We start from the raw sequence: 14,852 nt of genomic DNA, 5'->3' as shown, positions 1-14,852 counted from the left end.
CTCGAAACGACCGCCACGGGACAAAGGACAATCAAATGCGTCATCGCAATGTTTTCAATGGGTTTGTTCGCAGCTTGATGATTGGGCTGGGTGCGATTGGGGCTACTGGTTGTTCGGTTGCTCAGCAGGACAGCTTTACGTTGGTGACGGAGCTTCCGCCGGGGTTTGAGGTGAAGGGTGAAGCCATCTATGCTCCTCGCACTGGAGAAACCTGCAAAGTCCCGCCAAAAAATGGCAAGAATCATCCTGGGTTAAAAATTTTTAAACAGGAACTGAGTGAAAAAGCTCAGACAGCGCAGTTTACGATCCCGCTTTCCAGCACTGACGGCGGCTGCCCTTTGGTTTTGGAGCGTTTTGATTACGAAGTAGATGCAAAATATGGTGCAGCCAGACTTAACTTGGGGCGAGATTACACCAGCATTGCGTTCGAAGACGCCACAGCAAATAACCAGCCTTCTCTCTCACCTCTTTTATTAAAAAGAGAATGCGAGTGGCTATTTCGAACAATCGGATCAAATCGATACATAACAAAGATATTGAAATGCAAGGCAATAGGTACTTCGCAAGATGAAAAAGACTCTGCCACCAGTTCATTGTCGCGAGCTCAACTGGCAGGAAAGACGCTGACTGTAGAGTTTTCCCTTTCAAAGGAGGAACGCCCATATATGGGCGATACGTGGATCAAGTTCCCAGAGGGATGGAAGCGTTGCATGGGCGAAAATCTTGATGATCAATACGGATTTTGTCGCGGTAACAAAAAAGACTTTAAGTCCTTTAAAATGCCCGACGGTCGCGAGTGCACTGTTTACCCAAACTGTACTGAATAAGGATATTTTTTATGGCATCCCAAAACACTTGCGATCCCATGTTAAGCGAAAAGTCGGAAGCATGCCCATTGCGTGGCGACTGGATCAGCTTTCAACTGGTTGATGAAAATGGCGACGGCAAGCCATACGCAGGCCTTGCGTACGTCTTAAGCGATAGCGCCCATCAACAATACATCGGCGTACTGGATGCAAATGGTTCGGCCAAGGTCATAAACCACTATCAAGGACCTGTTGTACTCACGGTTGATAGCCCTTACAAAGGTACAGAGAACCTCTACAACGCTCTTTCTCAACGAAGCAGCTATCCGCTCCCAATTACTGAACTCCAAGTAAGGGCAGAGAAAACACGCTTTGTAAGAAAGGATGGCACGCGCGTTGAAAACAACCCTGCAAAAAATAACGCTCAGCAATTTTTTCACGTTGAAGTTAAGGACCTTGTAAGCAAATCCGCTCACCTGCCCCCTTACTCAACGAGAAAGTACCCACCAAACTTTAGCCTGCTTAAAATTATGGGTGACTTGGGATTTGGCCCAGAGGAGTCAGAGCTTGGCGGAGTTGCATTATTACCTAACAAGCATACCGTTCTGGAGGTCAGACCGTTACGCGCTTTCCGGCCAATACTTTCGAAAGACAACAAATTCAGCGCATTAAATCTTTATCAACTTTCTTTATTCGCCGCTTTAAGCTATTGCAATTTCGGTCAATCACCAGCTGAAAACCCGATAGATACGGTTAGCTTCCCTCTCGATCCTAGTGTCGGAAACATGTTTGCCGAGGGAATGGCTAGCTACAAGGAACCTTGGAAAGTTAACGCTGGACAGGCAAAACCTTACTACCCTTTATACGAAGATGTTCCGTATTCCAAGCGATTCGAGATTTTGCCTTTCGATCCAACTCTTTATGATCAGAACAAACCTGACTTAAAGGAAAAACAAGAGCACCCTGCGAAACTGCATTTCTTTGACGACAGCGATGAAGGAACTAACACTCAAGCCTTCATAACTCATCATGACGAAATAGTATTGATCGCCGTCCGGGGCACATTGGAACTCGTAGACTTTGTGCGCGATACAGATGCTGAGCAGATTCCCTTTGCAGCGGGTGTCGGCAAGTCTCACCAAGGCTTTTACGAGGCCTATGACGCATTGAGTAAACTTGTCGAAATTTATCTCGGCCAATTTCACACTGGGCAAAAGATAATTATCTGCGGGCACAGCTTGGGGGGAGCAATCGCTACACTCCTTGCTGAGGCCTTAAGACGGCATCCAAATGGTTATGACATTTTGCTTTATACCTACGGCTCGCCAAGAGCCGGCGATGCCGACTTCGTGAATGGCGCAGCAGCTTTGGCGCATCACCGCATGGTCAACGACAACGACCCAATCCCGAGTGTTCCGGCGCCTTGGATGAACACCAGAAAAAGCGTCTGGATACCTGGCTTGGTACTCAGCTTCGTTACTGCTCCTCTAGGTGCTCTGATTTTTGCTCTGGGTTTGACGCGAATAGGTGGAGCACCTTATGAGCACCAAGGTGAGTTGCGCCATTTCATGCCGGTGCATTTCAAGGGACGCGAACAATCTGCTGTGCTCTGGAATCCCGGATGCGAGTCCATCGAAGAAGCCGCCTGTACACGAGCAGTGAAAAAGTTCGGCGACTTGCCTGATCGTGCCATGTTTATCCAGCAACTGTTCCAGATGTCTGACCACTACATGGTCCCATCCTACATTCCAAATGCATGGGCGACGCTTCGCCGATGGCAGCAAACTCAAGATGCCGGCCGTACAGTGGTGACCAAGACTGAATACGATCAGATCTACTATCAACTACAGGAAATGCAGGAACGCTTGAAAGCCAAGGAAGCTGAACTCAATCATTCCTTCCAGCCTGATCGTCGAACTGTTCTACAACAAATCAATTCTCTCCGAGCTGAGATGGGGCGCATCGATACGTCAAGACAACGACTACACACTCTAAGCTTCCAGAAACTCACGCCGGAAGATATCTACGGCTCCGCGACCCAAGGGCCAGAACATGAGATCAATATTGAACGCTGGCTGGCGAAGAAAGAGAACAATGTAGAGGTTCAGCTCGCGATGATTCCTCAGGCGGGCAGCGCTCAGCTAAGGACTGCGTGATTTCAGTATGATCCTCAGCTCTAGCTGATTTCATCCAGCCCAATGACCAAGGGGAGTCCAGACGGACTCCCCCTTTTTGCTTTTGCGTTCCGTTAAACCGGCGCCTGCCAGTTCAACATTTTCTGCTGCGCAACCTGCAGCAGATCACTGCCATCCTGCGTCAGCAGGTACAGCGCATGGGTGATGTGGGGAATGTCCTGTACATCGGCGTGTTTGAAGCATAGGCAGTGCAGGGTTTCGAGCAGGTCGGCAGCGGCGCGGATGCGCTGCACGGCGGCTTCGAAGATGTCTTGGGGATTGGCTTCGGTGTCGATAACCAGCGGTGCGCTGTCGGTGACACCACTGTTGAGCGGGAGATAGCGGGCGGAGCTCAGTTTCAGTATTGGCATTGTCATTACTCGATAGGCTTCAATGACCCGCCGACACCGTGACCAAACGATGGGAGGCGGACTGTATGCAAGGCTTGGTCAACTGAGAAACCCGATCAGCTCGCCCGAAGGCGCCCCTGCACACAGCCGCCACAGCAATGTACTCCGAAGACATGAGTGTCCGCGGCGCGAATCATGGCACAGATGTGTCGAGTTTTTCAGGTGACCAAACCTAAGCCGCTGATTTTGCAGCGACATCAAACCATAACCGTCCCCCTCCAACAGCCGAAAGCAGACAAGGCATCCACTCTTGTAGGAATCCGCCGAGACTCCCCCACGAAACAATCCCCCCGCCAGACAGCCGGCATTCAGCCGGGTTAACCCTCGCTTAACGCCGTGGTCAAAGACTCTACTGAACCGCACGCTCACAGCTGATGCTGACGCCCAGTGCGGCAGGCCTGGCGTGTTTCACGCCGGGCTTTCTTTCCGTCGCACGGGAGTCACTCCATGAACATTCGTCCGTTCCTGCTCACTACCGCCCTCGCCTGCACCGCGTTTGCCGGGCTGGCCCAGGCCAATGACACCGCCGCAACAACCAAAGCCGTGCCTTACACCTACGGCATGCCTTTGCATGTGGCCAAAGTGGTCTCGATGACCGAGCAGCCCGCAAAGACTTGCAAGGTGATTGATGCCGATATGAAGTACATCGACACCACCGGTAAACCCGAAGAAATCACTTACCGGAAAATGTCTGACGCCTGCGACTTCCAGAACTGACAGAAAGCTCTGAATTGCGGCTTTGCGATAGGCGAGCAAGGGGCTCGAAGGTTATCCTCGGATCACTTCTCACTGCCGCAAGGATTCGCCATGCAGTTGTCGTTTCGCACGTTGTCGACCGTCACCTTTAGTCTGTGTTTCTTGCTGGCACTGGCCTGGGGCCTGGCGCCGCAGGTGCTGCTTTCGATCTGGAGCATTGAATACTCCGAGGCCGCAGGTTTTGTAGCTCGACGCATGGCGGTGCTGTTTGCAGCGTTGGGGGTGATGTTTTATCTGGTGCGCAATGCGCCGGTGTCGATCGCGCGCAATGCACTGAGCAACGGTTTTATCGTCGGCTGTTTTGGTTTGGCAGTGCTGGGTTTCGCAGAATGGCTCAACGGCCACGCCGGCCCCGGGATTCTGCTCGCGGTGCTGGTCGAGTTCGCGCTGGGCCTCGGTTTTGTCCAGGCCCGGCGCGTGACGATCGAACTGGGTGAAACGGTCGGTTAAACGACTTTGGATCGCGGCAATGAATGATGGGTTGCCGTGTGTTGCGCCAGATCCGAGCGCAACCCGGCGATCAGGCCGTTGATTTCGCGACAGCTGTTCAAGTGACTGGCATCGATGCCACTCACCAGCAAATCAACCTGATCGGTCTGGTGATCGCCATACACCTTGACGGTCATCGACAGATCCGGGGACAGCGTGCACTGGCAGCGTTTCGGCAGAAAGCTGCTTTCAATGATATTGCGTAGTTCCAAGGCAGACAGAAACATGGCGAACCCTCTCCTTACTGTGAGACTGCCAATCAAGTATTCACATGACCGTTACCACGCCTCCCCACGGGTGTATCCCCGCTGAATCCCTGGGTGTGGCAAGCGGCTGTACTGCGAAATGCCCATTGGAGTGTAGGCGCACAAACTCGGTGCGCCGCACCAAATCAACGCATAAACCGTGCCTTTCATCGGGTCGATTTCTCCTCCTTCAAAATCAATGGGTTGGCAAAAAAACAGGTAACTGGCCAGTTGCAGAATGCAAGATCCGATCGTGCAGGCACTGCAATTTGCAAGCGGCTGGCGGTTTGCATTCACCGTCCATGACAGTGAGAATGCGCGTCTACCAACGTACACCCGCCAGGAGGCTTCAATGGGAAATTTCACTGTTTACGCGACCGCCGGCCTGATGCTCGCGAGCGTCTCCACCCTCACCCACGCCGCCAAACTCGAAGACACGGCGCCCTACCCCAAAGCTGAAGCGGGCTTCACTCGTCAGGTCATCCATTTGCCGCAGCAGGCACAGGAAGACAACTTCAAAGTCGAAATCCTCGCCGGCAAGACTCTTGAGGTGGACTGCAACCGCCAGCGTCTGGGCGGCGCCCTTGAAGAGAAAAACCTCGAAGGCTGGGGCTATCCGTTCTATCGCCTGGAAAAAGTCAGCGGCCCGATGAGCACGCTGATGGCCTGCCCACCCGGCACCCAGAAAAAACGCGCCTTCGTACCGGTGATCGGTGACGGCTTCACGGTGCGCTACAACAGCAAGCTTCCAATCGTGGTTTACGCACCGTCGGATGTCGAAGTGCGTTATCGCATCTGGTCGGCTTCGGACAAGGTCGGCGTCGCCATTCCCGAATAATCTCAAGCCACAACACCGCACGCCGCCGCCCGCTCGGCGACGTGACGCAAGCTGTCGAAGTTGATATTGGCGCCGGAATCGATGGCGATGAACGTCTGGTTCCGTGCGCCGTTTTGCGCCACGTACTGTTTGATGCCCGCGACCGCCAGCGCCCCGGAAGGCTCGGTGATCGAGCGGGTATCGTCGTAGATATTCTTGATCGCTGCGCAGAGTTCGTCGTTGCTGACGGTGATCACTTCATCCACGCAGAACCGGCAAACCTCGAACCCGTAGGCGCCGATCTGCGCCACCGCAACGCCATCGGCGAAGGTGCCCACACTCGGCAGCACCACCCGTTCATCTGCCTGCAAAGCAGCCTTCAGACAGGCCGAGTGCTCCGACTCCACGCCGATGATCCGCACTTCCGGCCGCAGATATTTCACATACGCCGCAATGCCGGCGATCAACCCGCCGCCGCCCACCGGGACGAAGATCGCGTCCAGTGCGCCCTGGTGCTCGCGAAGGATTTCCATTGCGACGGTGCCCTGGCCAGCGATCACATCAGGATCGTCGAACGGCGAGACGAACGTTCGCCCGGTCTGCTCTGCCAGTTGCAGCGCGTGGGCCAGGGCAAACGGAAAGCTTTCTCCATGCAACAACGCCTCGGCGCCGCGACTGCTGACGCCCAGCACTTTCAACTCAGGTGTTGTTGCCGGCATGACGATAGTCGCAGCAATGCCCAATTCACGCGCCGCCAGCGCTACGCCTTGAGCGTGATTGCCCGCCGACGCCGTGATCACCCCGCGCGCCTTTTGCTCGTCGCTCAGTTGCACCAATTTGTTGTAGGCGCCACGGATCTTGAAGGAGAACGTCGGTTGCAGGTCTTCGCGCTTGAGCAGGATCCGGTTGCCCAGCGCTTCGGACAAGGCCGGCGCCGGTTGCAACGGCGTGCGCACCGCCAGCTCATACACCGGCGCGGCGAGGATCTTTTTCACGTACTGCTCAAGCAGGGCTTGCTGGGCGGGGCTGTGGCGCATGGTCGTCTCCTGACGTTTGATTCAGAACCCCGGAGACAGAAAGTAAAAACCCGCCTCTAGGGCGGGTTGGGTGCTGCAGTCGTGAGCTAGCCCGCCAAATGAGGAATGGCGGTAATAATGCTTGGCTGGCAGCGCAGTACGGTGGAAGTCATGGACTCGAAATTAGCCCGGGCGTTGCTGGCAAGTCAATGGCGATTTTTGCGTTGGGTCTGTAGGCTGGCCTTTCGCTCATCTGCCCAAGGAAGGAATACATGATGTCCATCGCCCTGCCCCTCACCGCATTGATTGCCTTCAGCGGCTACACCGTTGGCGTGATGCTGCAAGCCGAGCAATCGCTGATCGACTTCGGCATCGGCCTGATGTCGCGGCCAGACACTGCGCAGGTGGTGATCGATCTTTATCTGCTGGCGACCCTGGTCGGCATCTGGATGTTCAAGGATGCGCGCAAGCGTGGGCAATCGGGCTGGTCGGTAGTGCCATATCTGTTGCTGACGGCGGTGTTTGTATCCATTGGACCATTGCTTTATCTGGTGGTCCGAGGCCTGCAGGATCGCAAACGCCCGGCCGCCGTCATTTCGCCAGACGCCTGAGCCCGAACAGCATCCCGCCCGCCCCCAACAGCATCACCGCCAGGAATATCGGGTACGACACCCACCACGGTGTCCCGGCGGTCATCATGCTGAACTCCGACATGCCGCCGATGCTCGCAATCAGGTTGAGCGGCAAAAACACCACGTTGATCAGCGTCAGCTTGCGCAGCAGGTTATTCATGCTGTTGTTCATCAGGTTGCCCCGGGCGTCGATCAGCCCGGAGAACACCGTCGAGTAGATTTCCGCCTGTTTGTAGCACTGGTTGTTTTCGATGATCAGGTCGTCGATCAGGCCGATGGCTTCGCTGCCGAAATGTTGCTTTTCCGCGTGGTTGCGCAGCCGCGTGAGCACCGCGCCGTTGCTGTGCAGCGCGTTGATGTAATAGATCAGGCTTTCGCTGAGGTTGAACATCTGCACCAGATGCTGGTTTTGCATCGAAGCGTTGAATTTCTGCTGCAACTCCCGGGCGACCAGTTTGATCACCTTCAGGTGCCCGAGGTAGTGATGGATGTTGTTGAACAACAGGTCCAGCAACACATCCAGTGGCGAATTGAGTGGTCGGCGTGTGCCGAGACCGTGCAACGGCGTCTCATCGGTGGCGATCACCAACAGTTGGCCCGGCGAAAACAGCAACCCGCAGGACGACACCTCGAACGCCAGGCTGCCGCCGCCGGAATAGTTCTCCGGACGCTTCCAGATCAGGAACAGATGGTCGGGGTGAAACTCGATCCGCGACACCTCGTCCGGGTCCAGCGCCGAGGCCAACGCGTGTTCGTCCAATTTGAAATGACTGTGAAGCACGTCGCGCTCGCCAGCGTCGGGGTTGCTGAACAGCATCACCTCGGCGTCCAGCCGCTCGACCCGCTGCAAGGCGCCGTGGCTCAGTGCAAAGCTGTTGATCATCGGCCGGTCACCAGGCCTGGCCGCGGCGTTTGAGTTCCAGGCGCCTAACGAACTCCTCCAGTACCAGCGAATACAGATCGTCCTGCAAGTAAGCGTCTTCGATGCCGGCGTCGAGATTTGGGTTGTCGTTGACCTCGATCACTACGACCTTGTCGCCGGCCTGTTTCAGGTCTACGCCGTACAGTCCGTCGCCGATCAGATTGGCGGTCTTCACCGCCAGTTCCACCACCGCACGCGGCGCTTCGTGGATCGCCAGCGTGCGGCACTCGCCGTTGACGTCCTGGCCCTTGGCTTTGTGGTTGTAGATCTGCCAATGGCCCTTGGACATGAAGTACTGACAGGCAAAGATCGGTTTGCGATTGAGTACGCCGATGCGCCAGTCGTACTCGGTGTAGAAAAACTCCTGGGCCAGCAACAGCACCGAATGCTCGAACAGCTCGGCGGTAGCTTCTAGCAGTGCCTGTTGGCTCTCGACCTTGATCACGCCCCGGGAGAAGCAGCCGTCAGGGATCTTAAGCACCAACGGAAAACCGAGGCGTTCGCCGACCCGTTCAAAATCTTCCGGTCGTTCCTTGTAGAGAATTTCCGTGGCCGGCATGCCCAGTTGATGGCTGTTGAGCAGGTCAGTGAGATAGACCTTGTTCGTGCAGCGCAGGATCGACGTCGGGTCGTCCATCACCACCAGCCCTTCGCTTTCTGCCTTCTTGGCGAAGCGGTAGGTGTGGTTGTCGACGCTGGTGGTCTCGCGGATCAGCAAGCCGTCGTATTCGGCCAGCCGTGCGTAGTCCTTGCGTTCGATCAGTTCGACATCGATACCCATGCCTTTGCCGACCCGCACGAAGTTTTCCAGCGCACGGGCGTTGGACGGCGGCAAGGCTTCCTGCGGATCGTGCAGGATCGCCAGGTCATAACGCGCCACTTGCGGCGAACGCGGTACACGCCAGATCTTGCGGCTGAAACCGTCCAGCGCGTTGGCGAACTGATCTTCCTGATCATCGCGCAACTTGTGCAGGGCACCGGACTTGATGCCTTCGATGTGCCAACCGTTAGTTCTACGGAATTCAACTAACAGAATCGGACACGGAAACACTTCAAACAATTGTCGGGCCAGATCCTGCAACGGCTCGATATGCGTTCTGCCGAAATAAAGTGTCAGCGTAAAACCTTCGGTATCACTGTAGAGGTGATGGCTGAGGGCTTTTTCCAGGGTTTTATCCAGATCATCCAGCGCCAGGCCATAGAGGGATTTACGGGTCAGTTCGCTGATGGTGCGTACCGACGGAATCACCTTGTGGCCCCGGGCCTCGGCCAGCAACGAGCAGTAGTAACCGTGACCCAGATACTTGTAGCTGCGGCACAGATTGATCACCTGCACCCGTTTTCCCGGCTCGCTGTCGGGGGGTTGTTCGAGGTACTCCTGCGCCGTCAGGATGTCTTCGCTGGGAAAGTAGGAGGCCCAGTCCTCCTTGCGTTCGACGATGATCAACACTTGACTGGAAGTTCTGATTTGCGGTTTTAAAAAAGTTGCCGCCGGCAAACTTTGCTTGGATACTTCGCGCCAATGACCCTGTACCGCTGACATAGAAATTGATCCGTTGGAGAACAAGACCTTTTCTATTAAGCACGAACTTTTTCGAAAGTCCCGTTTCGTTACGCAACTTTTACGGCGGTCATATGAACACTGTTTTTCGCTTGGCGACAGTTGATGATTTACCGGCGCTGCTGGCACTGGAAATGCACTGCTTCACCACAGACCGGCTCACCCGCCGCAGCTTTCAATGGATGATTACCCGCGCCCACGGCCAGTTGCTGGTGGCCGAACGCGAAGGTCAACTGCTGGGTTATGCGCTGGTGCTGTTCCATCGCGGCACGTCGCTTGCGCGGTTGTATTCCATCGCCATTTCCCCCGAAGCCCGGGGCGGTGGTCTGGGCAAGCAAATGCTGCAACGCATCGAGGCCTGTGCGCTTGAGCACGACTGCGCTTACCTGCGACTGGAGGTGCGCACCGACAACCCCGCCGCCATCGCGCTGTACGAACGCAGTGGCTATCGGCGCTTTGCGCTGATTCACGACTACTACGAAGACCACGCGGACGCCTTACGCCTGGAAAAACGCATCCTTCAACACCACGACTCGCGCAGCCTCAAGGTGCCCTATTACCGACAAACCACCGATTTCACCTGTGGTCCGGCCTGTTTGCTGATGGCCATGGGCGCATTGCAAGCCGAACGCTTGATGGAGCGCCGCGAGGAATTGCAGCTCTGGCGTGAAGCGACCACCGTGTTCATGACCGCCGGCCATGGCGGTTGCAGCCCTCAAGGGTTGGCATTGGCTGCATGGCGCCGAGGGTTTCGCGTGCGTTTGCAACTGAGCATGACCGGGCCGCTGTTTCTCGACGGCGTGCGCGACGCGCATAAAAAAGACGTCATGCGCCTGGTGCATGACGAGTTCATGGCACAACTGAACGACACCGACGTTGATCAAATCATCGGCACGACGCTGGATTTACCCAGGCAGCTCAGCGCAGGCGGACAACCGTTGGTGCTGATCAGCAGCTATCGTCTGACCCGCTCCAAATCGCCGCACTGGGTAATCGTCACCGATTGCGACGAAGATTTCGTCTACCTGCATGACCCGGATGTCGACCACAGCCAGCATCGCCAGCCCATGGACTGTCAGCATGTGCCGGTCAGCCATGGAGAGTTCGAAAAAATGTGCCGCTTCGGGCGCGGCAAGCTGCGGGCGGCGGTAGTGCTCTACGCCCGCTCACCCGCATGAAGTGCTCATTTGAGTCCGACCTTGTACAGCGAGCCGTCGGACTCATCTGTCAGCACATACAGGTAACCATCCGGCCCCTGGCGTACATCACGGATACGTTGTTTCAGATCGCCCAGCAAACGCTCCTCATGCACCACCTTGTCGCCGTCAAACTGCAAACGGATCAGCTCCTGAGTGGCCAGTGCGCCGATGAATACGTTGTGCTGCCAGGGTTTGAAGCGATCGGCATCGTAGAACGCCATGCCGGTGACACCGGGTGATTTTTCCCAGACGTGATGCGGAGCGACAGTGCCTTCAACGGTTTTACCCTGGGCTTCCGGAATGGGCTGCATCGAGTAGTTGATGCCGTGGGTTGCCAACGGCCAGCCGTAGTTTTTCCCGCGCTCGATGATGTTCACCTCGTCGCCACCGCGCGGGCCGTGTTCGTTCTCCCACAACGTGCCGGTCCATGGATTGAGCGCCGCACCCTGCGGGTTGCGATGGCCATAGGACCAGATCTCCGGACGTACACCGGACTGACCGACAAACGGGTTGTCATCCGGCACCTTGCCGTCCGGATAGATCCGCACGACTTTGCCCTGCAATTTGTCCAGATCCTGTGCAGTTGGCCGGTCGTTGTTTTCGCCGAGGGTGATGAACAGATAACCGTCACGGTCGAACACCAGCCGCGAGCCAAAGTGATTACCGACCGACAGCTTCGGTTCCTGACGGAAAATAACAGTGAAGTCCTTGAGGGTTTTCAGGTCATCCGACAGGCGTCCGCGTCCGACCGCAGTCCCCGCTTTGTCACCGGCGCCACCGCCCTCGGCGTAGGACAGGTACACCAGCCGATCCTGTTTGAAGTCCGGCGACAGCACCACGTCCAGCAATCCGCCCTGCCCCTTGGCCCAGACCTTCGGAACGCCCTCGATGGGCGCCGATCGTTTGCCGTCCACGCCCACTACCCGCAGGTTGCCAGAGCGTTCTGTCACCAGCATGCCCTGACGATCCGGCAAGAACGCCAAGGCCCATGGATGCTCAAGCCCCTGCGTAATGGTGGTGACTTCGAGGGTCCCCTGTTCGCTTTGCAGTTCCTTCGAGGCGGCAGCGAATGCCGGGCTGCAGATCACTGCGCTGGCACACAGGCCGGCTAAAAGGGTTTTACGCAACATGCACGATTCCTTTTGTTCGATTGAAGGGCTGGCAGAAACGGTTCTGCCATTCAACGGTTGCTCTCGCCGTCACGGGCGGGTGGGTTGGGAATGAATTTCGGCGGTGTACTCGGCACTGAACGCAGAGGCTGGCCATTGCCGATGCCACCGTTTTCCACGGTGGGCGGTCGAGGTACAGGAACGGTATTCGGCCCGCGGATCACCGGATTGGCCGGTTGCGTACCCTGCATGCTGTTGGGATTGGCCCGGTGAATCGGGCTGTTGTAAGGATTGTTGCTGTTGCCGGTCGGACTTTGCGCCAGCAACAGCGCATCGGCGTGAACCAGCCCGCCACTGAGGGCCAGCAACGCGATGCCAAGCAGAAAACGGTTCATGGACGGCCTCTCTCGGTGCGCGTGGAATAGAGCCTTCGAGTCCACGCTACGCCGAGGGTTCGGATTTGTTAACCCGTCATCGATAAACAAGGTGTAACACGGTTTGACCTGTCTCCCGCCTTCCCCCGCAGACAGTGGAAACTTTTGCGCCGGGCCACGGGTCACCCGAACATCACTCGGAGAACGTCACCATGGCTCGGGCAATCTGGAAAGGCGCAATCAGTTTCGGTCTGGTGCACATCCCCGTGGCGCTGGTCTCGGCAACCTCATCCCGGGGCGTGGATTTCGACTGGCTGGACAGCCGCAGCATGGACCCGGTTGGCTATAAACGGGTCAACAAGATCACCGGCAAGGAAGTCACCAAAGAGCACATCGTCAAAGGCGTGCAGTTCGAAAAAGGTCGCTATGTGGTGCTCAGCGAGGAGGAAATCCGTTCGGCGCACCCGGTTTCGACCCAGACCATCGACATCTTCGCCTTCGTCGACAGCGAGCAGATTCCGCTGCAAAACATCGACACGCCCTACTACCTGGCCCCGGACAAGCGCGGTGGCAAGGTCTACGCGTTATTGCGCGAAACCCTGAGCAAAACCCAAAAGGTCGCCCTCGCCCGCGTGGTTCTACACACCCGCCAGTATCTGGCGGCGTTGATGCCACTGGATTCGGCACTGGTGTTGGTGAAACTGCGCTGGCCGCAGGAAGTACGCAGCCTGGACGAGCTGGCGCTGGGTAGCGAAGTGACCAAACCGCAACTGGCCAAAGCCGAGCTGGACATGGCCAAACGGCTTGTTGAAGACATGAGCGCCGACTGGAAGCCCGAAGATTACACCGACGCATTCGAAGAAAAGATCATGGCCCTGGTGGACAAAAAGGCCCATGAAGGCAAGATCGAGGACGTTGAGACCGTTGACGGCGATGAAGAGCGTAAATCTGCTGATGTGATCGATCTGACGGAGCTGCTCAAGCGCAGCCTGGGTGGCAAGACTGCCGCCAAATCGAAGGCCAAGGCTGCCAGCAAGACAACGGCGGCCAAAAAAACCAAAAGGGCCTCGTAAATGAAATCGGGCGACTGTCTTTCAACAGTCGCCCGATTCATCAGATCAGAATGAAGATCGCCAGCAGACCGCCGAAGATCGCCCACTTTTCCAGGTAGTAGAGCTTGCGATTGCGCTTTTTCAGCTCTTTGCCGCGCAGGCGAATCTTGTAGATCTTGGTAAACAAGCGGTTGATACCGCCGGTGCGGTCACCCGCATCGTTCGGCGCACCGGCTGCCGACATCACGGTACGGCTGAACCAGCCGTTGAACGCGGCCGCCCAGCGATACTTCATTGGACGCTCGACATCGCAGAACAGAATGATGCGGTTCTTGTCGGTGGTGTTTTCGGCGTAATGAATGTAAGTCTCGTCGAACATCACCGCTTCGCCGTCGCGCCAGTGATAGTTCTCGCCGTCGACGTTGATGTAGCAACCGGCGTCGTTTGGCGTTTCCAGGCCCAGGTGATAACGGTAGGAACCGGCATACGGGTCGCGGTGACGAACCAGTTTCGAGCCGGGCGGCAGTTCAGCGAACATCGCGGCCTTGATCGAACCGATGCTCTGCACCAGTTCAGTGGTGCGCGGGCACAGCTGCAACGCCGACGGGTGGCTGTCGCCGTACCATTTCAGGTAGAAGCGCTTCCAGCCGGTCTTGAAGAAGGAGTTGAAGCCGACATCGTCGTACTGGTTCGAACGCTTGATCTCGCCGGCACGCAGCAGTTTCTGCCCTTCCTCGCGGATTTCCTCCCAATGAGCCTGCAACGGGCTCAGATCGGGAAAATCCTTCGGATCAAGGTAGGGCTTGTTCGGATTCTTCGAAAACAGATAAAGGAAGCAGTTGATCGGCGCCAGAAACGTCGAGTGATCGCTCAGCTGGCGGCCCAGTTTGTGGCGCACACGACCGCGCAAGTGAACGTATGCAATGGAAATGACATAAATAGCAGCAATGATGAGTTTCACGGAAATCGTCACACGTCAAAAGTGAACAAACTGCGCGCCTGCCGGCCGGTGGCCCAGGGTCTGATGCAGTGGCATGAATACAAATACTATCCCGGTGGCACTTCCTTGAGCCCATGCCGTTAGCGGCTATTGGGTGATCGGATGGCATTTTAGCCATACTTTGTAACCAAAGGTGAACCTCATCTGTGAAAAACTGTCCGCTGAATCTGCCAAATGGCAACCGCGGAGGCTTCACGCCAGTGAGCCGTGCCTGTCGCATCAGCGCTACAGCAGATCGAGTTTGACGAGAGGACGTGGAGACAGCGGGCCAGACGCGGCACCTGACTGAA

The 14,852-nt window shown here is 56.4% G+C and carries 15 protein-coding genes and 1 pseudogene; 8 read left to right on the top strand and 8 right to left on the bottom strand.

Annotation, left to right across the window (positions count from 1 at the left end):
* Positions 1-35: 35 nt before the first annotated feature.
* Complete coding sequence (locus tag IF199_RS14495) at positions 36-827, top strand: hypothetical protein (RefSeq protein WP_192560848.1); 792 nt, start codon at positions 36-38, stop codon at positions 825-827.
* An 11-nt stretch (positions 828-838) separates the two neighbouring features.
* Positions 839-2,962, top strand: coding sequence for a lipase family protein (locus tag IF199_RS14490; RefSeq protein ID WP_192560847.1), 2,124 nt, complete (start codon positions 839-841; stop codon positions 2,960-2,962).
* 92 nt (positions 2,963-3,054) lie between these two features.
* Here IF199_RS14490 and IF199_RS14485 read toward each other — a convergent pair whose 3' ends face one another.
* Entirely contained in the window at positions 3,055-3,351 is a 297-nt protein-coding gene (locus IF199_RS14485; RefSeq protein WP_192560846.1) for a hypothetical protein, read from the bottom strand.
* 486 nt (positions 3,352-3,837) lie between these two features.
* Here IF199_RS14485 and IF199_RS14480 point away from each other — a divergent pair, with 486 nt between their 5' ends.
* Both IF199_RS14480 and IF199_RS14475 read left to right on the top strand, forming a co-directional pair.
* Positions 3,838-4,107: a DUF2790 domain-containing protein gene (locus IF199_RS14480; protein WP_096820347.1), complete on the top strand. Its 270-nt coding sequence runs from the start codon at positions 3,838-3,840 to the stop codon at positions 4,105-4,107.
* Positions 4,108-4,197: 90 nt separating this feature from the next.
* On the top strand, positions 4,198-4,596 hold the full coding sequence (locus IF199_RS14475) for a hypothetical protein (protein ID WP_096820346.1): 399 nt from the start codon (positions 4,198-4,200) through the stop codon (positions 4,594-4,596).
* Here IF199_RS14475 and IF199_RS14470 read toward each other — a convergent pair.
* Positions 4,593-4,862: a DUF1652 domain-containing protein gene (locus IF199_RS14470; RefSeq protein ID WP_192560845.1), complete on the bottom strand. Its 270-nt coding sequence runs from the start codon at positions 4,860-4,862 to the stop codon at positions 4,593-4,595. The two genes, IF199_RS14475 and IF199_RS14470, sit on opposite strands and share 4 nt — an antisense overlap.
* 370 nt (positions 4,863-5,232) lie before the next feature.
* On the opposite strand from IF199_RS14470, the gene eco reads away from it, so the two are divergent.
* Complete coding sequence (eco, locus tag IF199_RS14465) at positions 5,233-5,718, top strand: serine protease inhibitor ecotin (protein WP_192560844.1); 486 nt, start codon at positions 5,233-5,235, stop codon at positions 5,716-5,718.
* A 26-nt stretch (positions 5,719-5,744) separates the two neighbouring features.
* On the opposite strand, the pseudogene ilvA reads toward eco, so the two are convergent.
* A pseudogene (gene ilvA / locus IF199_RS14460) lies at positions 5,745-6,734 on the bottom strand (threonine ammonia-lyase, biosynthetic); the annotation flags it as partial.
* Between the two features lie 251 nt (positions 6,735-6,985).
* Between ilvA and IF199_RS14455 the strand changes: the two are divergent.
* On the top strand, positions 6,986-7,324 hold the full coding sequence (locus tag IF199_RS14455; protein WP_192560842.1) for a DUF2834 domain-containing protein: 339 nt from the start codon (positions 6,986-6,988) through the stop codon (positions 7,322-7,324).
* Here IF199_RS14455 and IF199_RS14450 read toward each other — a convergent pair.
* Positions 7,305-8,228, bottom strand: a complete 924-nt coding sequence (locus IF199_RS14450; RefSeq protein WP_192560841.1) for a magnesium transporter CorA family protein — start codon at positions 8,226-8,228, stop codon at positions 7,305-7,307. The genes IF199_RS14455 and IF199_RS14450 overlap by 20 nt on opposite strands.
* Positions 8,229-8,235: 7 nt before the next feature.
* A complete protein-coding gene (locus IF199_RS14445) occupies positions 8,236-9,810 on the bottom strand; it encodes a RimK family protein (protein WP_096820340.1) in 1,575 nt (524 codons plus the stop codon).
* 92 nt (positions 9,811-9,902) lie between these two features.
* Here IF199_RS14445 and IF199_RS14440 point away from each other — a divergent pair, with 92 nt between their 5' ends.
* The gene (locus IF199_RS14440) at positions 9,903-11,006 is read left to right on the top strand and encodes a GNAT family N-acetyltransferase/peptidase C39 family protein (RefSeq protein WP_192560840.1); all 1,104 of its coding nucleotides are present in this window, start codon (positions 9,903-9,905) and stop codon (positions 11,004-11,006) included.
* A 5-nt stretch (positions 11,007-11,011) separates the two neighbouring features.
* On the opposite strand, the gene IF199_RS14435 is transcribed toward IF199_RS14440, so the two are convergent.
* Together IF199_RS14435 and IF199_RS14430 are read right to left on the bottom strand one after the other, a co-directional pair.
* The gene (locus IF199_RS14435) at positions 11,012-12,157 is read right to left on the bottom strand and encodes a PQQ-dependent sugar dehydrogenase (protein ID WP_192560839.1); all 1,146 of its coding nucleotides are present in this window, start codon (positions 12,155-12,157) and stop codon (positions 11,012-11,014) included.
* 50 nt (positions 12,158-12,207) lie between these two features.
* Positions 12,208-12,531 (bottom strand): hypothetical protein, encoded by a 324-nt coding sequence (locus IF199_RS14430; protein WP_192560838.1) that lies wholly within the window; start codon positions 12,529-12,531, stop codon positions 12,208-12,210.
* A gap of 191 nt (positions 12,532-12,722) precedes the next feature.
* Between IF199_RS14430 and ku the strand changes: the two genes are divergently transcribed.
* Entirely contained in the window at positions 12,723-13,583 is an 861-nt protein-coding gene (ku, locus tag IF199_RS14425; RefSeq protein WP_192560837.1) for a non-homologous end joining protein Ku, read from the top strand.
* Positions 13,584-13,623: 40 nt separating this feature from the next.
* Here ku and lpxO read toward each other — a convergent pair whose 3' ends face one another.
* Positions 13,624-14,523, bottom strand: coding sequence for a lipid A hydroxylase LpxO (lpxO, locus tag IF199_RS14420; protein WP_096820478.1), 900 nt, complete (start codon positions 14,521-14,523; stop codon positions 13,624-13,626).
* Positions 14,524-14,852: the final 329 nt, after the last annotated feature.

Source organism: Pseudomonas allokribbensis, assembly GCF_014863605.1.
Classification (GTDB): Bacteria; Pseudomonadota; Gammaproteobacteria; order Pseudomonadales; family Pseudomonadaceae; genus Aquipseudomonas; species Aquipseudomonas allokribbensis.
Note: the sequence above shows the minus strand (reverse complement) of the source record. Positions and strands in the feature narration are given on the sequence as shown.